Below are 22,900 nucleotides of genomic sequence, written 5' to 3'. Positions count from 1 at the left end.
CGCCTCCGGGCTCTGTCATCATCTTGCCGCGCGACGTTGCGTAACCGGTGAGGGCGCCGATGGCTGGTACCGATCGTCCCATGCGACGCTGGCTGAAGCGCGTCGCTATTGTTCTGGCCGCTGTTCTGATCCTTGTGGTCGCTCCGGCCGCCTTCATTCTCTATCCGACCTTTAAGTCCTACCCGGCGATGACGTTCTCGCCGGCTGCATCACAGGCCGAGAAAAACCAGCAGGACCTTGATCTGCTGCGGCGCTTGCCTGAAGTCGAGCGCAGTTTCACCAACGAAACCCGTGCGGCGTTCAACACGGCAATGGGTGAGCTTTCCGCCCGTGCGCCCGATCTTGACCGCGCCGGCTTTGCGATGGGCGTCGCGCGCGCCGTGGCACTGGCCGACAATGGCCACACCAGCGTCATGGCGCTGGTCGGCGGTCGCGGCTTCAACGCCTTGCCGCTGCGCTTCGGATGGTTTGCCGACGGGTTGTTCGCGGTGTCGGGTCGTCCGGACCAGCGTGATCTCCTGGGGGCACAGGTCATGACGCTCGGAGGCCATTCGGCAGAGCAACTGGTAGAAGGATTGCGCGCCTACGTCGGCGGGCCTGCCAATCTGGCGCGCGAGCTTTCGCCGAACCTGCTTGCCTCGCCGGAACTGCTTCATGCCGCGGGCCTTGCCGAAAAGGCGGACTCCGCTGCGTTGGTCCTGCGCCTGCGCGACGGAACGCAGGCGTCACATACACTCGCCGCTGAGCCTGGCACGCCGGAGCCGCTGACCAGGACATTCTGGCCGAAGCGTTATCTGAGCCCCGTTCCCATGCCGGATGACAGCGGTTCCTGGACCCATGTGTTGCAAGGCGTTCAGGTTCCACCGGCGTTCGCGCGGCCCGATCAGTTTTTCTGGCATGACTATCTGGCCGATGGCAGCATCCTCTACATCCAGATCAACCGGGTGCGCGACCAGGACGGCAAGTCCCTCCATGGCTACCTCGCCGATGTCCTGGCCGAAGCGAAGACGCGGCCGATCAAGAACGCCGTGGTGGATCTGCGGTTCGACCCGGGTGGCGACTACACGCTGAGCGTCGATTTTGCGAAACAACTGCCCGAGCTCGTGCCGCGGGACGGTAAGGTCTTCATCCTCACCAGCGGGAACACCTTCTCCGCGGCTCTCAGCACCGCGGCGATGTTGAAGTATCATGCCGGCTCGCGCGGTATCCTGATGGGCGAGCCCATGGGTGACAGGTCCAGGTTCTGGGGCGAGGGCGGCAACGTCACCTTGCCGAATTCCAGGCTGACCGTCCGCTACACCACCGCCTACCACGACTGGGAAGATGGCTGCAGCCTGGCGCAGGTCACGACGTGTTTTTTCCTCAACTATGTCTATGGCACCCCGTCCGGATCACTGGCGCCCACCATCCCCGTTGCCCAGACATTCGCAAGCTATGCTGCGGGCGAGGATGCGGTGCTGTCGGAGGCATTGAAGCAGGCGAAGTAACGGCCCTCTTTGCCCGTCGGCGGAAGATCGGCGGCGGCCCGGTCAGGCTTTGGGCAGGAGTTTGGCGAGGGCTTCTTCGATCAGCGAAGGGATCCTGGCCGGATCGTCCAGATAGGCCCCCTCCAGCAGGCCGTCCGACAGCGCCACAAGCAGACCGGCCGTCATCGCGGAAGATGGATCGCCGCTGGCGGCACAGAGTTTCTGCAAGCTGTCGCGATACCACATACGGCGTGCATCGATGGCACGCCGCGCCGGGCTGGCCGGGTCCGGGTATTCCGCCGCCGCATTGAGAAACACACAGCCCCGGTAGTCGGCATCGGTCGCCGCGTTGCCGATGCGCCCTAGGATCGCAGCGATCATCTCGCGCGGTGGCCTTGCCGGTAGTGCCGCGACATAGGCGCGGCCAAGCCGGTCCTGCTCTTCGATATGGGCGACGACGAGATCGTCCTTCGAGGGGAAGTGCTTGTAGAATGTCGCCTTGGCCACACCCGCCTCGGCGATGATGCGGTCTATGCCGACGGCATGGATGCCCTCGGCATAGAAAAGCCGGCTCGCCGTATCCAGCAGGCGGCGGCGGGCGGGGGAACTGTCGTTGGTGTCAGGAGTCTTCTGCATGGGATTGACGCTAACAGACAGGTCTGTATATTTCAATTCATAGACAGACCTGTCTGTTCAGGGAGGAAGACATGCAATCGAATGACACATTTGAAATCATGCAGCGGTTCAACCAGGCATTCCAGGAACATCAGCCCGCGATTCTCGATGACCTGATTGCCGAGGACTGCGTCATGGAATCGATCCAGCCTGCGCCCAACGGCACCCGCTATGAGGGGCGCGAAGCTTGCCTTGCCTTTTGGCACGCCATCGCCACCGATCGTGTTTCCTATTTCGAACTCGAGGATATCACGGCAATGGGCGACAACGCCGTCATCCGTTGGCGCTTCAATTTCGGCGATGGTGGCTCGGTACGCGGCGTCAACCTGATGCGCGTCAGGGGTGGCCTGATCGTGGAAGCGCTCGGCTATGCCAAGTCGCCTGGTCAGGCTGCCCCGCTGCCGGAGTGAGCCTGGATTGGCTCAAGCGATGCGGGCGATCCGGCTCTTGAATGCCCGCGTCGTTTCTTCCACGCTCGGTCGCCTGGAAATCGGCAAATTCTGTCGTCTCCCGCACGATGCATCGCCTTAAGAAGGGCAATAGTGGGCCATGAACGCTACCGTGTCCGCTCTACCATCGGCATCGCGCGAGGAGCGCATCGGCTATCTGCTGGTGTTCCTGTCCGCCCTGATGTGGAGCCTCGGCGGCACGATTGCGCGTTTCATTGCTGTCGATGACAGCTGGGCGGTGGTGTTCTGGCGCTCGATCTGGGCGGCGGCTTTCCTGATCGCCTTCATGGCGTGGCGCGACGGTCCGCGCGGAACCCTGAAACTGTTCCGCGACATGGGCCTGCCGGGTCTTGCGGTGGCCGTCTGTTTCGCCACCGCTTCGACCTGTTTCGTGGTTGCGCTCGCCTACACCAAAGTCGCCAATATCCTGCTCATGCAGGCCGGCGTGCCGCTGCTGGCAGCATTGCTCAGCTGGCTGCTGTTCCGCGAAAAAGTCTCGGCTGCCACCTGGGCAGCGATCGCCGGTGTGATCGTCGGCGTCGCCATCATGGTTTCGGAATCGCTGGGCGGCGCGGTGTCGCCGATCGGCGACGGGCTGGCGCTGCTCATCGCTTTCATGTTTTCGGTCGCCACCGTGATAACCCGCCGTTTCGCCCAGGTGCGCATGACGCCGGCCACATGTCTCGGAACGATCTTTGCCGCCCTTTTCGCTGCATCGCAGGTTACGCAGTTCGCGGTTTCTCCACGCGACATGGGCTTTCTTTTCGCCTTCGGCGTCATCAATCTCGGCGTGGGCCTGGCCTTCTTCGCCACCGGCGCCAGGCTGGTTCCGGCCGCCGTGGCGGCGCTGCTCGGCACGTTCGAGCCGATCCTCGGACCGATCTGGGTCTGGCTTGTGCACGACGAGGTGCCTTCGGCCCGCACCATGATTGGCGGTGTCGTCGTCGTTGCCGCGCTGCTCGTCCATATCGGCCTGGAGCTGCGGCGTCAGTCGCGGCCGGCGCGACCCGGCACCACCGGAATCCCGTCGCCCACCTGACATGCAAATCAGATTTGATTGTCAGGTGGGGTTGGAACATCTTTGCCCATTGACAAGCCTGCTGCGCGACGGGCAGGCTGGGAATACGGCAACAACAAGACAGGCGCATCTTGCCACGTGACACAGCCGGCCAAACCAGGACCGAGCCCCACCGCCATGACCTGCCAGTCAGGCAGCAACGGGCGGTAATATCTCCAGGCAGCCTGCGCGCTGCGGCGCCTCTTTTTTCCATCGCACACGTTCCCGGCCCCGTCGCTTGGGCAGGCCGTTGTCGTCGTGCGTTGCCGGGACACCGTTCAACAATGCATGCCGGACGATGGCCGTGATGCCATCTGTCGGCAAAGGAAAACTGACAAAGGGAGTGTGAAGAAAATGATCCGCAAAGCGATCTGGCTGGCGGCTACGGCCGTCCTGTTGACGTTGCCCGCGGCGGGGACCCAGGCACAGGAGCGTGTCGTCAACGTCTACAACTGGTCGGACTATATCGACCAGTCGATCATTGCCGACTTCACCAAGGAAACCGGCATCAAAGTCGTCTACGATGTCTACGATTCCAACGAGATCCTGGAGACCAAGCTGCTGGCCGGCGGCTCAGGCTATGACGTTGTCGTGCCGACCGCCACGCCGTTCCTGGTCCGCCAGATCGCGGCCGGCGTCTACCAGAAGCTCGACAAGTCGAAGCTGCCGAACCTGAAGAACATGTGGGACGTCGTTCAGGAACGCGTGGCTGCCTTCGATCCGGGCAATGAGTACTCGGTCAACTACATGTGGGGCACCACCGGCATCGGCTACAACACCAAGAAGATCAAGGAAGCGCTCGGCGTCGACACGATCGACAGCTGGGATACGGTGTTCAAGCCGGAGAACCTCGAGAAGCTCAAGGGATGCGGCGTGATGATGCTGGATTCGCCAACCGACATCCTGCCGACCGCGCTCAACTATCTGAAGATCGATCCGAGCTCGAACAAGGCCGAGGACCTCGCCAAGGCGGAAGAGCTGATGCTGAGCATCCGTCCGTCCGTCCGCAAGTTCCATTCGTCCGAATACATCAACGCGCTCGCCAATGGCGACATTTGCCTGGCCGTCGGCTTCTCCGGCGACCTGTTCCAGGCTCGTAATCGCGCCGAGGAAGCCAAGGCCGGCGTCGAGATCGCCTATACGATCCCGAAGGAAGGCGCCGAGATGTGGTTCGACCAGATGGCCATCCCGGCCGACGCCAAGCATCCGGCCGAAGCGCTCGAGTTCATCAACTACATGATGAAGCCCGAGGTGATCGCCAAGTCGTCTGACTATGTCTTCTACGCCAACGGCAACAAGGCCTCGCAACCGCTGATCAACAAGGAGATCACCGGCGATCCCACGATCTATCCCGACGAGGAGACGCTGAAGAAGCTGTTCACCGTCAAGCCATACGACCCCAAGACCCAGCGCACCATCACGCGCATCTGGACCAAGGTCATCACGGGACAATAAGCACTCCAGAGAACCCCGGCAGTCTGGCTGCCGGGGTTCTTTTAGAGCTGCGCCGTCCATTCGGACGCGCAAAGAACGCTCTGACACTTTGAGTTGGCGCATGACGGGCGGCGGATGCCGACCCTCCTTCCCGAAGATCGATACCGATTTTCGGGGTCACGCCAGGGGACACGAGAACGGGAGTGGGACATGAAATCGCTGGGCAGCATCCGCAGAGACTTTGCGCCGTGGAACGATCCGAACGCGAAGCCCTATATCCAGTTCGAAAACGTCACCAAGCGGTTCGGTGATTTCACCGCCGTCAACAATTTGTCGCTGACCATCTACGAGCGCGAGTTCTTCGCGCTGCTCGGCGCATCGGGCTGCGGCAAGTCCACGCTGCTGCGCATGCTGGCAGGCTTCGAACAGCCGACCTCGGGCCGCATCCTGCTCGACGGCGAGAACCTTGCAGGCACGCCGCCTTACCGGCGCCCGGTCAATATGATGTTCCAGTCCTATGCGCTGTTCCCGCATATGACGGTGGAAAAGAACATCGCCTTCGGCCTGAAGCAAGAAGGCATGCCCAAGGCCGATGTCGAAAAACGCGTCGCCGAGATGCTGAAACTGGTCAAGCTCGAGCCTTTCGCGAAACGCAAGCCGCACCAGCTTTCCGGCGGCCAGCGCCAGCGCGTCGCGCTCGCCCGTTCTGTCGCCAAGCGCCCGAAGGTGCTGCTTCTCGACGAACCGCTCGGCGCGCTCGACAAGAAGCTGCGCGAGGAAACCCAGTTCGAATTGATGGATCTGCAGCAGCAACTCGGCCTGACCTTCGTCGTCGTCACCCACGACCAGGAAGAGGCCATGACCATGGCCGACCGCATCGCGATCATGGACAAGGGCGAGGTCATGCAGGTGGCCACACCCGCGGAGGTCTATGAGGCGCCGACCTCGCGCTTTGTCGCCAACTTCGTCGGCAATGTGAACATGTTCGAAGGCAAGGTCGCCGAGCGTACCGAGAAGACTGCGAGAATTACCGGCTCGACCGGCGCGCAGATCCTGGTCGAGAATGCCGGCGACGCGACCGCCGGCGCCGATGTCTCCTTCGCCATTCGCCCCGAGAAGATCCGCATCTCCTCGGCCAAGCCGGAAGGCTCGACCAACGCGCTGGAGGGCGAGATCTACGATATCGCCTATCTCGGCGACATGACCGTCTATCACGTCAAGCTGAGCGACGGGCAGATCGTGCGCGCGCAGAGCATGAATGCCGCGCGTATCTCGGACGACCCGTTGACCTGGAACGACCGCGCCTGGGTTTCTTTCCGGCCCGACGCCGGCGTCGTGTTGACACGGTAGGGGGCGACCATGGCGGGTGCTACACTTTCTGCCCCAACCGCAACCGGCGCTGCTCTGGCGCAGGCTGCTCCCCAGCAGGCGACCAGCTTCACGGGCAAGTTGGTCATCATCATTCCTTATGTCTTCCTGCTGGTCTTCTTCCTCGTTCCCTTCTTCATCGTCTTCAAGATCTCGCTGTCGCAGACGGCCATCGCGATGCCGCCCTATACACCGGCGCTCGATTTCAGTGGCGGCATCTCGGGCATCGTCGGCCAGCTCAGAGAACTGAACTTCGACAACTACCTCTTCCTCACCGAGGATCCACTTTATCTCAACGCCTATATCACCAGCGTCATTGTCGCCGGGATATCGACCCTCCTTACCCTGCTTGTCGGCTATCCGATCGCCTATGGCATGTCGCGGGCGCCGGCCACACTCCGGCCGACACTGCTGATGCTGGTCATCCTGCCGTTCTGGACCTCGTTCCTGATCCGCGTTTATGCCTGGATCGGCATCCTGAAGCCGGAGGGCCTGCTCAACCAGCTTTTGATGAGCACCGGCATCATCAGCGAGCCGCTGATCATCCTCAACACCTATACGGCGATCTTCATCGGCATCGTCTATTCCTATCTGCCATTCATGGTGCTGCCGCTCTATTCCGCGCTGGAAAAGATGGACTATTCGCTGGTCGAGGCGGCCCAGGACCTTGGCTGTCCGCCCACCACCGCCTTCTGGAAGATCACCTTCCCGATGTCGCTGCCCGGCGTCCTGGCCGGCTGCCTGCTGGTCTTCATTCCGGCTGTCGGCGAATTCGTCATTCCGGATCTGCTCGGCGGCTCGCAGACGCTGATGATCGGTCGAACGCTATGGAACGAGTTCAACGCCAATCGTGACTGGCCAGTGTCGTCGGCGGTGGCGGTGCTGCTGCTTCTGGTGCTGATCGTGCCGATCGTCATCTTCCAGCACGCCCAGGCGCGCGCACAGGAACAGGGGCGCTGACATGAACACGACCTGGAGCCGTTTCAACATCACTTCGGTCACGCTGGGCTTCGCGTTCCTCTACCTGCCCATCGTGCTTCTGGTGATCTTCTCCTTCAACGAATCGAAGCTCGTCACCGTCTGGGGCGGCTTCTCGACCAAATGGTACGTGTCGCTGTTCCAGAACCAGGCGCTGATCGACGCGGCCTGGGTGACCATTCGCGTTGGGCTGATTTCGGCAACCGTGGCGACTGTGCTGGGAACGCTGGCAGCGCTTGCGCTGACCCGCTACACGCGCTTCCGCGGCCGTGTGCTGTTTTCGGGCATGGTGTTTGCGCCGCTCGTCATGCCGGAAGTCATCACCGGCCTGTCGCTGCTGCTCCTGTTCGTCGCGGTCGGCCTCGACCGCGGTTTCTTCACGCTGACGCTGGCGCACATCTCCTTCACCATGTGCTTCGTCGCGGTCGTGGTGCAGTCGCGCCTCGTCACCTTCGACCGGTCGCTCGAAGAAGCGGCGATGGATCTCGGTGCCTCGCCGGTAGCCACCTTCTTCCAGGTGACGCTGCCGGTCATTCTGCCGGCCATTGTATCGGGCTGGATGCTCGCCTTCACCCTGTCGCTGGACGACCTGGTGACCTCGTCCTTCACCTCGGGGCCTGGGGCGACGACCCTGCCGATGAAGATCTACAGCCAGGTTCGCCTTGGCGTGACGCCGGAGATCAACGCCGCCTGCACGATCCTGATCGCGATCGTGGCCACCGGCGTCATCATCGCTTCGGTCGTCAACAAGCGCCGCGAAGTGCAGCGCCTGCGCGACGAACAAGCGGCGTTGCGTGGGTAGCGCAAACGAAAGGCGGTCTCGGCTGCCTCTTCTATTCGCCAGCCTTGCGCCGCGCGATCGGCGATACGAATGGCGTGGTCCAGGTTCCGCCGACGAAGAAGGTCGCCTCGTTTCCATCCTTGCCCGGTGTGGTTGGCGCCGGCGGCGTGGCGGGAGGCGGCGTAGCAGCCGTGGTCTGGCCGGTCTCTGTCTGACCGTCGGGCGCGGTGCCCGATTGGGCTTGGTCCGGCTGATCAGTTGATGTTGGCTGGGGCGCCGGTGCCGGCTGGGCCGCCGGCTTTGGCTGGACGATACCGCCAGAAAGCGCCAGACCGCGCCCCGCATAGGGCACGATGCCCGACAACCAGATCTTGGTCTGGCCCGACTTCGCTTCCGCGCGGTCGATACGGGCCACACCCTTGGCAATGTTGGCCTTGAGCTCGGCGCCGTCGATCGGCAAGGTGCCGTCGGACACTTCGTCGAGCGCGAAGAACCCGCCTTCATCGGTGCGTTTCAGGAAGGCCGGCAGGTTCAGCGACGTCAGATTGCCCGGACCGAAGGTGGCGGAAGCGGACCCGTCGGCGTTCTGCAGGATCGAGTTCCACGATTTCCCGGGACCTTTCAGGATCAGCGATACGGTGCCGGTTCCCGTCGGCATCAGCCGTGTCATGCCGGCCGCGGACGCGAACTCGGCGCCGTTGACGTCGGATGCCAGCAGCTTCATCTCCACCTGCGTGCCTTCCGGGCGCAGGTCGAAGCGCACGCCGGCCTGGATGTTGCCGCCAAAGGCGGCGGCATCGGAAATATCGAACACGGCGAGGCCGGTTTTCACCTGCGCCGTGGCGGCGACGTCGGCAAGCTGGATCGGTCCGGCCGTTGCGTGCGCCGCCGACAGCCTGAGGTCGAGATTGAACCGGTCGGCGAAGGACGTGTCGATCGCATCGAGATCGCCGGGTGTGGCTGCGTTGGTGGTGAAGGCGGCCAGGAAGGCGGCAAGGTTCACCGTGTCGAAGGCCAGCGTACCGGAAATAACCGGCAATCCCTCGGAAAAGGAGAGGTCGAGCGCGCCGGTCCCCGGGTTCTTGTCGAGATTGATCTCGGCATTGTCGAATTTCACCCGGTCGGTGTTGCCCGTGACCTTGCTGGTTACCGAGACGGGTCCGGTGGTGGCGCCGGGGGCAATGCCGGCTCGCAGCCACCACAGCGCCCGACGCAGCGACGGAGCCGAGAATTTTGCCTGGCCGTCGAAGAACGACTTTGCCGAAAAATTGCCGTTGCCTTCGAACGAGAAGTTGGCTGGCGGTGCCTTCAGCGACACGGTGAAGGGCGCGGCCCCCCCGGCGAGCAGCAGCATCGGTTGCGGTGAATTGGCCTCGACGGACACGTTTTCGCCGCGCCAGGTGCCGCTGGCCGAGACCGAACCGGAGGTGTTGAGTGCCTCCCAGTCGACCATGCCGGACAGGCCGGTCACCACGTCTTCCTCGGCCCCGTCGATGCTGGCTATGACACGGCCGTCACGGAATTCGATGCTGCCGAAGCCTTCGGTTGGCAGCCTGACGGCATTGGGCTTGTCAGGATTGGCTTTGACGGTTTCCCTGGCTGCGTCGATGGCGCGGGCAACGCGTCCACCGGATGGCGCTGGGGGCAACAGCAACCCGTGCTCGGCCGGCTGGATTCGGAAGATCGGCTTGATCAGCTGCACGCCGGAGAACACGACATCGCCACGCAGCGCTGCCATTGCCGAAAGATCGATGTCGACCCTTTCGGCCTGCATGACCGGCGGGGCCTTGTCGTCGCTCCATTTCGACAGCGTGACGCCCGACAGTGTGGCGCGGAACTGCGGCCAGATCGCGATCTCGGGCGTACCCTCGATGGTGACGCGAAAGCCGCTCCAGGCGCTCATTTCCCAGGCGATGCGGTCGCGCACGATGCGGTTGGACGCAAAATAGGGTACGGCCACGAACGCCACGACGGCGACGATGACCGCAATCGAAACCGCCCAAATGGCCCGCCAGATCAGGGGTGATGGCATCTGGTCCTTAGCGTTTTAGTTCAACCGCATTGAGGGGTGTAAACCCTGGCGGCTGCATTTCAAGTCTTTGTGACCATGCGATGGCGATAGCACACATGCTGTCGCAATACGCTGATCTTGCGCTGTTGCAATGCAGTATGCTTAACGGGTGACGCCACGGGAGGAACATTCATGGTCGCAGATACGCCCCTTTGGACCCCATCGGAGGCACGGATCGCCTCGGCGCCGCTGACGGAATTCACGCGCGCGGCGGAGCGGGTGAGCGGGCTGGAATTCGCCAGCTATCGCGATCTGCACAGCTGGTCGGTTGCCGACCGCGAGGCGTTCTGGGAGCTGGTGTGGAAATTCTGCGACATCGTCGGCGACAAGGGCGAGACGGTGCTGGCCGATGGCGACAGAATGCCGGGTGCCAGGTTCTTTCCCGATGCCCGGCTGAATTTTGCGGAAAACCTGCTGAAAAAGACCGGTTCCTCCAATGCGATCGTCTTTCGCGGCGAGGACAAGGTCGAGCGGCGCCTGTCATGGGATGAACTGCACGCCAGGGTCTCACAGCTACAGCAACTGTTCGTGAAGCTCGGCGTCAAGCAGGGCGACCGCATCGCCGCGATGATGCCGAATATGCCCGAAACGGTTGCCGCCATGCTCGCCGCCACCTCCATCGGCGCGGTGTGGTCGTCCTGCTCACCCGATTTCGGCGAACAGGGTGTGCTCGACCGTTTTGGACAGATCGAACCGGTCGTCTTCATCGTGCCGGACGGCTACTGGTACGCCGGCAAGGCCATCGAGGTTGCCGACAAGGTGGTTGCGGTCACTTCGAAACTGAAGAGCCTGCGCAAGGTGCTGGTGGTCGATTATCTCGGTACGGCGGAAGATGTCGCCGCCATCATCGAGGGGGCGGAAGCGCTGGACACGGCTTTGCAGCCCTTCGCGGCCAAGGCCGTCACTTTCGAAAGGCTGCCTTTCGCGCACCCGCTCTATATCCTGTTCTCCTCCGGCACGACTGGCATCCCGAAATGCATCGTGCATTCGGCGGGCGGCACGCTGATCCAGCACGTCAAGGAGCTGCGCCTCCATGCCGGCCTCACCGATGGCGATCGCTTCTTCTATTTCACCACCTGCGGCTGGATGATGTGGAACTGGCTGGTTTCGGGCCTGTCCTGCGGCGCCACGCTGCTGCTTTATGACGGCTCGCCCTTCCACCCTTCGGGCAATGTGCTGTTCGACTTCGCCGATGCCGAGAAGATGACCTATTTCGGCACCTCGGCGAAATTCATCGATTCCGTGCGCAAGGCGGAGCTGAAGCCGATCACCACGCATGATCTTTCCTCCGTGCGCACCCTTTCCTCCACTGGCTCGCCGCTGTCTCCGGAAGGCTTCCGCTTCGTCTACGAAGGCATCAAGCAGGATATCCACCTCGCTTCGATCTCCGGCGGCACCGACATCGTCTCCTGCTTCGTGTTGGGCGTGCCGACCGAACCGGTCTGGGAGGGTGAGATCCAGGGGCCGGGACTTGGTCTTGCCGTCGATGTCTGGAACGACGATGGCCAGCCGGTGCAGCAGGAGAAGGGCGAACTGGTCTGCGCCAGGGCATTCCCGGCGATGCCGATCGGTTTCTGGAACGACCCAGATGGCAAGAAATACCACGGCGCCTATTTCGAGCGTTTCGACAATGTCTGGTGCCATGGCGACTTTGCCGAATGGACGGCGCATGGAGGCATGATCATCCACGGCCGCTCGGACGCCACGCTGAACCCTGGCGGGGTGCGCATCGGCACGGCCGAGATCTACAACCAGGTCGAGCAGATGCCCGAGATCGTCGAGGCGATCTGCATCGGCCAGGATTTCGACGACGATGTGCGTGTGGTGCTGTTCGTGCGGCTGGCTCCGGATGTCACGCTCGACGAGGAACTCGAAAAGAAGATCAAGGCCAAGATCCGCACCGGCGCCAGCCCGCGTCATGTACCGGCCAGGATCGTCGCCGTCACCGACATTCCACGCACCAAATCAGGCAAGATCACCGAGCTCGCCGTGCGCGATGTCGTCCACGGCCGTGCCGTCAAGAACAAGGAAGCGCTCGCCAATCCCGAGGCGCTCGACCTGTTCAGGGATCGACCGGAATTGCGGAACTGAGCCAGCGGCTCGTGGCGGAAAACAAGGTAAATAGAGCGTAACGCCTAAATTTACCGCGTTTTCAGGAATGGTACACTTTCGTAAATTTTTCCGGGACCGGGTAAGGATTTGTTTACGACCCGGCCCTGATAGTCGCGGGTAACTTGAGGGAGAAATCCCATTCCCATTAGAGCGTTTCCGTTTTTTACGGAAACGCGGAAACGCTCTAATTTTTGTTTCTACGCAATTCCGGACGGAAAACCGTTACACGCTTTTCCTGGAATTGCTGGAGGCGGGAACAGTATCGCTCAAGCCCGTTGTGACATTCTTTTCAGGCGCCCGAGGGGCGCCTTTTTTCTTGTTCTATTTGCTGTCAGTCAGCCAGAACGCGTGTCGACGGGAAAGCGACTTCCACAAGCGTGCCTTCACCTGGAGTCGAGTTGATGGTGAACCTGGCGCGGTTGGCTTCCACCATCGCCTTGGTCAACGGCAGGCCGAGGCCGGTGCCGTCGTTGCGTCCGCGCTTCAACGCGTTGACCTGCTTGAATGGCTTAAGCGCATGCTCGATTTCGGCCTGGGTCATTCCGACGCCGGTATCGCGCACCCGCATCACAACATCGCCAGAGGTTTCATAGGCTGTGGAGACGATCACCTGGCCGCCGGCCTGCGTATAGCGCACGGCGTTGGACAGGACGTTGAGCGCGATCTGGCGGATCGAGCGCAGGTCGGCCACCACCTCCGGCAGGCGCGAGGCGAAGGAGGAGCGGATGATCACCCGTTCGCGATTGGCTTGCGGCTGCATCAGCGCGACGGCTTCGGCGAGCGTGTCGTTGAGCGACACCGCCTCATAGTCCATCTCCTGCTGGCCGGCCTCGATCTTGGAAATGTCGAGCAGGTCGTTGACCAGGTCGAGCACATGGTTGCCGGAGCGATTGATGTCGCGCAGATAGTCGCGATAGCGCTCGTTTGCGATCGGCCCGAATTTTTCGTCCACCATCAGTTCGGAAAAGCCGATGATGGCGTTGAGCGGCGTGCGGATTTCGTGGCTGATGCGGGCGAGGAAATCGGTCTTTTGCGAGGACGCCCGCTCGGCCACGGCACGCGCCTGGGTGAGTTCTTCTTCGGCTCGCTTCCACTGGGTGATGTCTCGCACGACCGCGCAATAGCCGCTGTCGCCTGGGAGGCGGCCAATGGTCATGAACAGCGGAATGAAACGCCCCTCGGCTTCACGGCCGATCACTTCGCGGCCGTCGTTGAGCACGCTGGCGACGCCGTGGTCGGAAAGCCCGGCGAGGTAATCGCGCGCTGCCTTCTGGCTTTCGATGGCGAACAGCGAGGCGAACTGCTTGCCGGCGACGTCGTCGCCGTCGAAGCCGAACAAGGCTTCCGCCGGCCGGCTGATCGAACGGATGGTGCCGTCGCGGTCGATCAGAACGACGCCGTCGGTGGCGGTATCGATGATGGTCCGCATTTCCGCGATGCGTGCCTTGAGTTCGGCATTGTCGGGCTCGGCGGACGGAAATGGCACGACCCGTGCCGGCTGGCTTTCCGCGGCGCCATTCAGCACCAGCATCAGCGCCTTGCCTTTGCCCCAGGGCACGGAACGCAGCACCGCATCGACCGGGACTTCCTCGCTATCGGCTTTCTTGAGCCGCAGCTTATGGTCTGAATGATCGGGCGCGTCGTCGCTGGCGTAGGCGTCGGCAAACAGTGCATCCAGTCCGCCAGCTGTTTCGAGAGCGGCAAGATCGGCATAGCCTGTCAGGGACAGGAATTCCGCATTGGCATAATGCAACTTGTCGCCGGAATGGATCAGCAGCGGCACAGGCAGCCTGCCCACAAGCGAGGTGTCGGGCACCGTTTCGCCGGTGGAGAAGGCAGCGGGCAGGAAGCCGCCGGCCTGCAGCGGCGGTGCGACGCGGTGGGCTGGCGAGAGCGTTGGCGGCGCGGGAACCGGCTGCACGGCCTCTGCGGCAATGGGCACTTCCGTTTCGTCGCGTGGATGCGTCAGGTCGCCATCGTCTTCCAGGCGGGCCAGGTCGGCTTCGTCTTCAGCCGGTTCTTTTGTCTCTCCATGAGCCGCGTCGCGGCGCTTTTGTGCCGCCTTCGCGGCTGCCGCCCTGACATCGCCGGCGTCGTCCAGCGCATGCGCTGGTCTGTTATCTCCATCCGCCTTGCCTTCGTCGGGGGTAGCAAAGGCCAGCAGCGAGCGCGCCGGCTTGGCTGCGGGCTGAGCGGCGGGGCTCGACGATTCGCCGGAAATTGCAGCTTGCGACTCGGATTCTGCCCATATCTCGGACGTCGCAACGGCGTCCTCGATTTCGGAAATCTGCTCGGCATCCGCGCCGTCGAGTCGGGCAAGGTCTTCGATGTCTTCAGCTTCCTGCGCTTCGACCAGCGCGGCGCTGTCGTCTTCGGCGACAACCGTCTCATCCCCCGAACCCGTCTCGCCTTGCGCGATGGAGGCTTTCGGCTCCACCGCGTTTGTCCTGTCATCGTCCAGCGGCGGCTGCCACTCGCCAGTGGACGCAACGGCAGGCGGGGTCTCGGCTTCGATCTTGTGTTCCGGCGGAGCAGCTTCGGCAGGTTTCGCGGCTTCGGCGTCACGATCGGATGCCGCCGTCGTTTCGATCTTGTCCGTCTGTGGCGCCGTAGCGCGGATATCCGTCTCAGGCGCGGATGGAGCGGCGTTTCCCGGAACAGTCCTGGCTTGCGGGGCCTTGCCGGTTTCCGCAGCACTGTCCTTCTTCAGGCGCTCGCCGATCTCTCGGAAGGCGGTTCGCTCGACGCTCGACAGCCCCTTATCGTTGGCAGGCGTCCGGTGTTCGGCCAGCCGTATCACCTTATCGGTGAAACGACGCTCCGGTGTCGGAGCGATGGCCAGTGCCGGCGCCTCGCCATGGAACGGATGGTCCTGGGTCGCGTCTTCGTTCGACGAAGGCTGCTTCGCTTCCGGCACGGCCGGCTTGGTCGGTACGGCGGAAGCGGATGCCGTTTCGGACGGCGTCCAGCCCGGTGTCAGTGCCTCGCCGACCTTTTCGTGATCTTCGGTGGCGTCCGCCAGCCGGGCGACGCCGAAGCCGCGAAACCCTTCGAAGTTGCGGTTGCGGTCGTAGACGGGCAGGGCAGCGAGATCGACCGGCACTTTCAGGCTGCTGCCGGCGATCGGCCAGGCAACCGAACGGCCGGACCAGGTATCGCGTCGCTCCAGCAACCCGGCGATCTCGCCGGAGGGGTCGAAGCCGAAGGTTGTTGCCACGTCCTTGAAGCGGCGGCCGATGACGTCGGCCGCCGCTTCCCCGACAACGGCGGTGAATTCCGGTGAAATCGCACTGAAGCGGCCGGCTTCGTCGGTACGCCAGACGAAGCGTACCGGGGCCGCGCCGCGGTCGATGGCCGGCTTGGTGGTCGGCGTCGTCTCGGCAGATTCGGATGGCGTACGATCCTCGCCGCCTTCCTCGGTGTCGCTGAAATACCAGCCATCATGATGCTGGTCGCTCGATACCGCGTTTGTGGGAGCGCTGTCATCGGCCGCGCGCCAGCCTTCCGCTGCAGTGGCTGCAGGGTGCTCCGCCGAGGGCGATACAGTGTTGGCGGAGTTCGTAACGGCAGGAGCCGTCCCAACCTGGCCAGCTTCCCCGTCATCGATCACCACCAGGAGATGGCGTGTCGGATCGTCCGTCAGCCTGGCCATGCCGGCGGGCAGGGTACGCGTTCCCGCCTGCAGGCGCCGCTTCAGCGTGCGGTCATGCTCACGGCTGGTTTCCGTTGCCAGCGAACCAAGCGTTTCGGTGGTGATGCCGAGCGCTGAAAATCCTTCCGATGCGGCTTCGATGTTACCGTAGCCGTCGACGAAGGCGAGGAACTGGCCATCGGCGGTGAAGCCGCTGATGGCGCGTTCGGCGATCTCGGCCGTGCTGCGCGAGCCGCTCTGTGCGGCCGGCACCGAAAGCAGGATCGCAGCTTCGCCGTCCGGCATGGTCACGGCGCTGGCCTGGAAGCCGATCGCCTGCGTTGTCATGCCTCTGGAAAGCCGCACCAGCAGGGCGCGGTTGCGGCCGATGGCCGGGAAGCCGGTGGTCGCCGAGATCTGCCGCTTCGCCACCGGCGGCAGATCGGCCGGCGCGCCGATCGCAGCCTCGATATCGGCATGGCCGAGCAGGGCGGCACCCGGGCCGTTCGCCCATAGCACCTGGTCGAGGTCGGCCGACAGGATGAGGAGCGCGTCGCCGGCGGCGAAACGCGTCCGCACCTCGTCGAGGACGGCAACATCGAGGAACGAATAGTTCTCGGACGGCATGCGCTCTGGCGATCCTCCAGGAGATGGCCGCGGTTAATGCTTCGTTAATAAATGGGTGCCGCCGCAAGGTCCACAAGCCAGAAGCCAGGCCACTTGAAAAGTGAGGCTTTTGGTTAACGCGGCATCCCATTGTTTCTCTTCGGAAATGTTGCGACGCAACATAAATATTGCACTGCACAATAAGAAATGCTAGGGTGCTAACAGAAATGAACGAGACGGCACGGCGCCAGAGACGGTGAATGTGCCCGTCCACCATGAGGATGGAAAATGTCCAAGACCAAGACCGCTGAGACCACCGAATTCCCGACCTTCGATGCTTCGCAGGCCGCTGATCAGGTTCGCGCTTTCGCCGAGAAGGGCGTCGAGCAGTCCAAAGAGACCTTCGCCAAGCTGAAGACCGGCGCCGAGGAAGCCAAGAAGGCTTTCGAGACCAGCTACGAGACCGCCAAGACCACGTCGAGCGACCTGTCGCTGAAGGCGATCGCCACGCTGCGCGCCAATGCCGAAGCCAATTTCTCGCACCTTGAGGCCCTCGTCGGCGCCAAGTCGCTGTCGGAAGTCGTCGAGCTGCAGACCTCGTTCCTGCGCAAGCGTGTCGAGACCGCCGTCGAACAGGCCAAGGAATTCCAGGCTGCTGCTTCCAAGGCCGCAGAAGACGTTTCCAAGCCGTACAAGGCCGCGTTCGAGAAGGCTTTCAAGGACGTCTCCAAGGCTGCCTGATGCATCGAACTGAAAATCGGGATCGATTTTCGGAAAGCACGATGCATGCCGGAAAGTGCGGCAAAATGGCAAGGGCCCGCCGGTGATCTTGTAAGCATCACACCGGCTTCCTAGCTTTATCGGACAAGAGATACCTGGGGTGGTTCCTCCTCCCTCCGCTCCAGGGAAAAGCCGGTTCCTCCTCCCACCGGCTTCATATTGGAAAAAGGCCGGCTCCTCCTCCCGCCGGCCTTTTTTCTTAAGTGCATGACCCCGAAAATCGGATTTTCGGAGAGGATCATGAACTGAATAAAAGAGAGGTGGGACCTCTTCCGAAATCGGTATTGCGTGTCGGGAGAGGCTTGGGTTCGAGTGGAATGCGTCGGCAACCCCTTTGTAAGGTCGGGGTTCGGGCGTCCTGGTGAACACGGATGTGGGTGATCGGGCCTTTGCCTTCGCAAGAGCCTTGAATTACGATCCGATTGCCCGTATGGACGCTTCGCCGGATGACGGAGCGCGGCTGACACGAGTGGAGCTGGTGTTGCGATCATCGACGGGCATGAGTGCCGTTGTAGCTCAGATGGTTAGAGCGCCGGATTGTGGATCCGGAGGTCGCTGGTTCGATCCCAGCCAACGGTACCACTCCTTTTTCGCCGGGTGGATGCCCCGCAAACCAATCACTGAAATCAGGTCTTGTTCTTTGGTGCCGTTACGGTTGCCGTGAGCTTGCGACTCGGTTTCAATTGAAACAGAGCAATTCCAGCAAAAGTGCCTAGCGGTTTTGCGTCCGGAATTGCAAAGAAAAAGATAGAGCGTTTCCGCGTTTCCGTGAAAAACGGAAACGCTCTAAGGACACCGGCCCGCCGCGCTGACAGCGCTGGCAAGCCGGAAAGAACCGAAACGGGTAGTTCAATTATGAGCGAACACGCGATCGAATTTCTGCAGGACTGGATCGGCAAGGAATGCTGCGCTCCGTCCGAAGCGGTGAAGATCGAAAAGCATGCCGAAGTCCTGGCCAAGCAGTGCGCCGCCAAAGCCGCCGAAGCGGGCATCCCGCTGGAAGACCTCCAGGAAGAGGTCGGCGATATCCAGGAACTGATCGCCTCCCGTCTCGAAGAGGCCGTCGAGGCCGAGACGGACACCGACAAGGCGGCCGCCGACAAGGCCGCTTGATCTTCGCTTCCCGGCAGGCCGTGCCGCGTTCGGTATGATCGCGGCCACGAAACACCCGGGTCAGCCACCAGCCAAGCCGTTTGCCCATCACGAGCCAGAAGCCTTGCAGTTTCGCTCTGGCAAATGACGCTGCCACAGGCAAAGCCCTGAACAGCCCGTCTTGTTGGCGTGCCCTGAGGGCGCGCGGGCTGACATATCCCCACCCAATCCTCTCCAAAGGAGGAGAGCTTTGCGGGCGCCATGTCGTGCGAAGCACCGACGATTTTTGCCAAGCGTCTATTAAAGCCAATCCCTCAGGGGAGAGGTCGGAGGCTTTCAACCCAATCCGCGCCGGCCAGATTGGTCTTGCGATATTATTTATCACTGATAAAGAAGCGGTAGGCTGGGTTCCTAAGGAGCGGATGCGCATGAGCGCCGTGCCACCAAATCAGGTGGATCATCGCCGCCGCTGCCCTTTCTGTCGGCGGCCATACGAAATGCTCATGGCCCCGCCGTCGTTGTCGACGTCATTGGAGAGAAAGAGCTTCCCGCAGGAAAAGTGGATGAATTGAGAGATGCTACCGAATGATCAAGGCCGCAGGCTGCGGAGAATGCGGCTGCTTCGCCAGATGAAGCAAAGCCACCTCGCTGAACTGATGGACGTGGATCAGGCGACCGTGTCACGCTGGGAACGCGGAATTCTCGACTTCTCCGAAGCACAGTGGGTTGTGGCGTGTCAGTTGCTCACGGCTCCATTCGGTTCAGCACAAGATGCCTGGCTGAAGCGTCTTGTGGAATCCTCCACACAAAAGGTTCACCTGGTTTGCGACCAGACGCATCGCCTGCTTGCCGCGTCCCGGCCAAGACAGGCCGAATGGCGAGCCGACCTGTCCATGTTCCTGGGCAAGTCATTGCTTGTCTATGCCTCGCCGGAAATTCTGGCGGCAGACACCGCTCTCGACGATCTTGGATGGCATGATGGGCGGGTCGGTTCTCTTGAGGTCGTTACAGGCCCAAACCGTGATGAGGACCTAACCATCCTGCCGGGGCGGGTGCTCTGGGAACGTATCATGCTTGCTGACGGTACTCCCGCACGTCTTGCCACCACCATCGCTTAGCGTCCGCGTGGCGGTCGCCTTGCCCCGTCATCTTTCGCATATTTTATGCGTCGTCGTTTTTCGTCGAGGGCTGTTAGTTGAAGCCCACCTTGCCGGGGAGCTTTGATGGCTCCTCCGCATGGTCAAGCGTGAAAACGCTGAGGCGAAACGTGCGTGGCGAAAGAGTGTTATCGATGAATTCCCAGCAGTTTGACATCAAGGCCGTTCCGAAAGCCGAACTGCATGTGCATGTGGAGGGAACTCTGGAGCCGGACATGCTCCTCGATTTCGCCCGCCGTAACGATGTCGCGATCCCTTACCGATCCATGGCCGATGTTCTGGCGGCTTATCGCTTCTCCGATCTCCAGTCATTTCTGGAAATCTACTGGGCTGGGCTGACCGTCCTGCGCACCGAGCGCGATTTCTACGAATTGACGCTTGCTTACCTCTCCCGTGTCCGGGAGGACAACGTCGTGCATGCGGAAGTCTACATCACCCCTGCCGACCATACCGAGCGCGGGGTGCCGTTCGAGGCGATCATGGAAGGCATCAGCGGCGCCTATGCGGACGCCCGGTCGCAGCTCGACATTACGGGTGGCATGATCCTCTGTGTCAGGCGCCACAAGCCCCTTGATGAGGCCTTCGCCGCCATCGAGGCGGCGCGTCCATGGCGAGATGGTATATTGGCACTCGGGATGGGTGGACCGGAAAAGGGCTATCCACCCGGACCGTTCGCGGAAGTGTTCTCGTCGGCCCGTGCACTTGGCTGGAGGACGACGGCACATGCCGGCGAGGAAGGGCCGTCGGACTATGTGGGCGAAGCGATTGACAGGCTGCGCGTCGACCGCATCGATCATGGCGTCCAGTGTGAAACCGATCCGGTCTTGATGCAGCGCCTTGCCGATAGGGGAATCCCGCTGACGGTATGCCCGCTCTCGAATGTCGCGCTGAAAGTGTTTCCCAGCCTCGAACAGCACAATCTGCGCCGACTCCTGCATGCAGGGCTCTGTGTCACCGTCAATTCCGATGATCCGGCTTATTTCGGTGGACATGTGAATGAGAATTTCATCCACACGGCTGCGGCCCTTGGCCTGACCCCGGAGGAGCAATTGGTGCTGGCAGACAACAGCCTCCTGGCCGCGTTCATGGATGAGGAAAGGCGTGGAAAGTGCCGGGACATCATCAGGGACCTGAGAGCGCCCGGTGCTGCAACGGTCTCTGCGCGCCCATCAAACCCGCCGCCGAGATAGAGGAGGTTGTCTGGGTGGATCCGTTCAGACCAATTGGCCTGCAGCCGGCGCAGCTTACGCTCGAGCATGTCCTGCCTGTCGCCAAAGGACGCCTGCGAAAGATCGAAGTGAACGAGGAAGAGCCAGAATGATCACCGCGGTAAATGGCGAGGCATCGACACAGACTCGCATTTCGAACGACGTCTATTCTTTTGAAGCAGACACCACCGAACCAAAGGGGATGGGCCAGGGATTTCGACCGCACGAACTCCTCGAAGCGGCGCTGGCGAGTTGCACGGCAATCACCTTGAGACTGGTGGCGAAAGAACGCGGCATTCCACTGAAGCGTATCCGTATCCAGATCGAACTCGACAGGAAAGACCCCGGCAGCGCTATTTTTCGGTCGAAGATTGACCTGGGCGATGAGATTACCGAAGTCGACCGCAAGACCCTCTTGGCGGCGGCGCGGCTTTGCCCGGTTCGCAAAACGCTTGGACGACAACTTGTCTTTGAGGAAGCCGGTGCGTGATCGGCAAGGATGCGCGCCGTTAAAAAGGAAACGCTCTAGGGTCAGGCAGCAATGACGATACTCGTGACCGGCAGTGCCGGGCATCTGGGCGAAGCGCTGATGCGAAGCCTGCGTTCCGCGGGACGTCCGGTGCGCGGCGTAGACATCAAGCCGTCGGCGTTCACCGATCACGTTGGATCCATTGGCGATCGTGCGTTCATCAAGCAGGTGATCCACGGCGTGCATGCGGTCCTTCACGCGGCGACGTTGCACAAGCCGCATGTCGCGACCCACAACTACCAGGCGTTTCTCGATACGAACCTTGCCGGTACTCTTGCCTTGCTCGATGAAGCGGCCGCAGAGGGCGTCGGCTCCTTCATCTTCACCAGCACGACAAGCGCCTTCGGCTCGGCTCTGACGCCGGCCGACGGAGAGCCAGCCGCCTGGGTTACCGAGGATGTCGTTCCAGTCACCAAGAACATCTACGGCGCCACCAAACTCGGCGCTGAAGCCCTGTGCGAGCTCTTCGCGCGCAAACATGGACTGCCTGTCATCATATTGAGAACGTCACGTTTCTTTCCGGAAGTGGATGACGATCCCGCGATCCGCGACAATTATGGAGCGGCCAATGCCCAGGCAAACGAACTGCTCAATCGCCGCGTCGATCTCGAAGACGTGGTCGGCGCGCATCTGCTGGCCGTGGAAAGAGCGCGGAGCATCGGTTTTGGGCGCTATATTGTTTCTGCGACCACGCCGTTCACCCGGGATCATCTAGCCGCACTGCGTAAAAACGCGCCGCAGGTGGTCCATCAGCTGTTTTCCGATTGTGAAGCGCTGTTTGGAAAGCGCAGTTGGTCCTTGTTCCCACATATCGACCGCGTCTATGTCAACGAACGGGCAAGGGTCGAGCTGGGCTGGCGACCAAAGTACGATTTTCGCCATGTGCTCGACTGTCTTCGTGCTGGAAAGGATTTTCGCAGCCCGCTGGCGCGGGATGTCGGCAGCAAAGGATATCACGACACGATTTTTGAAGACGGGCCTTACCCGGTTGCCCAATGACACGCCATGCAGGATGATCTGCCGGGCGCGCTCTGCCTTGCATAGGCAATTTAGAACAACGACCCCTGGCTGCTGGTGCCTTTCTCCTTTGGCGATGTCCTGGCTGGCCTGGGCGTAGCAGGGCCGGGTGCCGGGCCGCCACCCTCAGCCGTCGCATGAGCCGAACCGTCGGCAAAGCGCAGTTCCAGCGCCGCACCCGGGGTCACTTCCGCCGCCCGCTTCACCAACGTTCCATTGGCATCCAGCACCAGCGCGTAGCCGCGCTCCAGGATCGCCTGTTCCGACAGTTTCAGCGTCGAAAGCAGGCGGTCGGCCTGTGTGAGGCGCGCACGCAGTCGGTCCAGCCGCACCGTCATTGCCTGGTCCTTGCGGCGTGCAAGGATCGCAAGCGCGTCGCTCTGCAGTTTCTGCCGGCGAGCGATGGGTGCGGGTGTCAGCCTTGCCGCTGTGCGCATGAAGCGCGCGCGTCGCTCGCGCACGATGCCGAGGAATGCCGCCTGCGCGCGG

Annotated in this window: 18 protein-coding genes and 1 tRNA gene; 15 read left to right on the top strand and 4 right to left on the bottom strand. The window is 62.1% G+C overall.

All coding sequences use genetic code 11. The features are described 5' to 3' along the window. The first annotated feature begins 59 nt into the window (after positions 1-59). Positions 60-1,487: a hypothetical protein gene (locus AO692_RS11395; RefSeq protein WP_054310185.1), complete on the top strand. Its 1,428-nt coding sequence runs from the start codon at positions 60-62 to the stop codon at positions 1,485-1,487. 42 nt (positions 1,488-1,529) lie between these two features. Here AO692_RS11395 and AO692_RS11390 read toward each other — a convergent pair whose 3' ends face one another. Beyond that, entirely contained in the window at positions 1,530-2,102 is a 573-nt protein-coding gene (locus AO692_RS11390) for a TetR/AcrR family transcriptional regulator (RefSeq protein ID WP_054310184.1), read from the bottom strand. A 71-nt stretch (positions 2,103-2,173) separates the two neighbouring features. Here AO692_RS11390 and AO692_RS11385 point away from each other — a divergent pair, with 71 nt between their 5' ends. The 6 genes from AO692_RS11385 to AO692_RS11360 all read left to right on the top strand — a co-directional run bounded on the left by AO692_RS11385 (position 2,174) and on the right by AO692_RS11360 (position 8,229). Continuing rightward, a complete protein-coding gene (locus AO692_RS11385; protein ID WP_054310183.1) occupies positions 2,174-2,551 on the top strand; it encodes a nuclear transport factor 2 family protein in 378 nt (125 codons plus the stop codon). 151 nt (positions 2,552-2,702) lie between these two features. Next, complete coding sequence (locus AO692_RS11380; protein ID WP_280138604.1) at positions 2,703-3,629, top strand: DMT family transporter; 927 nt, start codon at positions 2,703-2,705, stop codon at positions 3,627-3,629. A gap of 372 nt (positions 3,630-4,001) precedes the next feature. After that, a complete protein-coding gene (locus AO692_RS11375; RefSeq protein ID WP_054310181.1) occupies positions 4,002-5,102 on the top strand; it encodes a polyamine ABC transporter substrate-binding protein in 1,101 nt (366 codons plus the stop codon). A 189-nt stretch (positions 5,103-5,291) separates the two neighbouring features. Further along, entirely contained in the window at positions 5,292-6,431 is a 1,140-nt protein-coding gene (locus AO692_RS11370) for an ABC transporter ATP-binding protein (protein WP_054310180.1), read from the top strand. A 9-nt stretch (positions 6,432-6,440) separates the two neighbouring features. Next, positions 6,441-7,409: an ABC transporter permease subunit gene (locus AO692_RS11365; protein WP_082407326.1), complete on the top strand. Its 969-nt coding sequence runs from the start codon at positions 6,441-6,443 to the stop codon at positions 7,407-7,409. Position 7,410: 1 nt separating this feature from the next. Continuing rightward, positions 7,411-8,229 (top strand): ABC transporter permease subunit, encoded by an 819-nt coding sequence (locus AO692_RS11360; RefSeq protein WP_054310179.1) that lies wholly within the window; start codon positions 7,411-7,413, stop codon positions 8,227-8,229. 31 nt (positions 8,230-8,260) lie between these two features. Here the strand turns inward: AO692_RS11360 and AO692_RS11355 are convergent, their stop codons facing one another. Beyond that, positions 8,261-10,240: an AsmA family protein gene (locus AO692_RS11355; RefSeq protein WP_054310178.1), complete on the bottom strand. Its 1,980-nt coding sequence runs from the start codon at positions 10,238-10,240 to the stop codon at positions 8,261-8,263. Positions 10,241-10,411: 171 nt separating this feature from the next. Between AO692_RS11355 and AO692_RS11350 the strand changes: the two genes are divergently transcribed. Then, positions 10,412-12,370 (top strand): acetoacetate--CoA ligase, encoded by a 1,959-nt coding sequence (locus tag AO692_RS11350; protein ID WP_054310177.1) that lies wholly within the window; start codon positions 10,412-10,414, stop codon positions 12,368-12,370. A 352-nt stretch (positions 12,371-12,722) separates the two neighbouring features. On the opposite strand, the gene AO692_RS11345 is transcribed toward AO692_RS11350, so the two are convergent. Continuing rightward, positions 12,723-16,649 (bottom strand): histidine kinase dimerization/phospho-acceptor domain-containing protein, encoded by a 3,927-nt coding sequence (locus AO692_RS11345; RefSeq protein ID WP_054310176.1) that lies wholly within the window; start codon positions 16,647-16,649, stop codon positions 12,723-12,725. A 267-nt stretch (positions 16,650-16,916) separates the two neighbouring features. On the opposite strand from AO692_RS11345, the gene AO692_RS11340 reads away from it, so the two are divergent. The 7 genes from AO692_RS11340 to AO692_RS11310 all read left to right on the top strand — a co-directional run bounded on the left by AO692_RS11340 (position 16,917) and on the right by AO692_RS11310 (position 22,393). Next, positions 16,917-17,369, top strand: coding sequence for a phasin (locus AO692_RS11340; RefSeq protein ID WP_054310175.1), 453 nt, complete (start codon positions 16,917-16,919; stop codon positions 17,367-17,369). 544 nt (positions 17,370-17,913) lie between these two features. After that, a tRNA-His gene (locus AO692_RS11335) sits at positions 17,914-17,990 on the top strand. Between the two features lie 273 nt (positions 17,991-18,263). Further along, the gene (locus AO692_RS11330; protein ID WP_054310174.1) at positions 18,264-18,521 is read left to right on the top strand and encodes a DUF768 domain-containing protein; all 258 of its coding nucleotides are present in this window, start codon (positions 18,264-18,266) and stop codon (positions 18,519-18,521) included. Positions 18,522-19,075: 554 nt separating this feature from the next. Then, entirely contained in the window at positions 19,076-19,618 is a 543-nt protein-coding gene (locus tag AO692_RS11325) for a helix-turn-helix transcriptional regulator (protein WP_054310173.1), read from the top strand. Positions 19,619-19,695: 77 nt separating this feature from the next. After that, complete coding sequence (locus tag AO692_RS11320; protein WP_244483336.1) at positions 19,696-20,847, top strand: adenosine deaminase; 1,152 nt, start codon at positions 19,696-19,698, stop codon at positions 20,845-20,847. Positions 20,848-20,974: 127 nt separating this feature from the next. Next, complete coding sequence (locus tag AO692_RS11315) at positions 20,975-21,355, top strand: OsmC family protein (protein WP_054310171.1); 381 nt, start codon at positions 20,975-20,977, stop codon at positions 21,353-21,355. Positions 21,356-21,406: 51 nt separating this feature from the next. Next, positions 21,407-22,393: an NAD(P)-dependent oxidoreductase gene (locus AO692_RS11310; protein ID WP_054310170.1), complete on the top strand. Its 987-nt coding sequence runs from the start codon at positions 21,407-21,409 to the stop codon at positions 22,391-22,393. A 50-nt stretch (positions 22,394-22,443) separates the two neighbouring features. On the opposite strand, the gene AO692_RS11305 is transcribed toward AO692_RS11310, so the two are convergent. Beyond that, positions 22,444-22,900 (bottom strand): exodeoxyribonuclease VII large subunit (locus AO692_RS11305; RefSeq protein WP_280138603.1); only part of this gene is annotated, 457 nt, incomplete at its 5' end.

It is taken from the genome of Mesorhizobium sp. 1M-11, assembly GCF_001303895.1.
Classification (GTDB): domain Bacteria; phylum Pseudomonadota; class Alphaproteobacteria; order Rhizobiales; family Rhizobiaceae; genus Mesorhizobium.
Note: the sequence above shows the minus strand (reverse complement) of the source record. Positions and strands in the feature narration are given on the sequence as shown.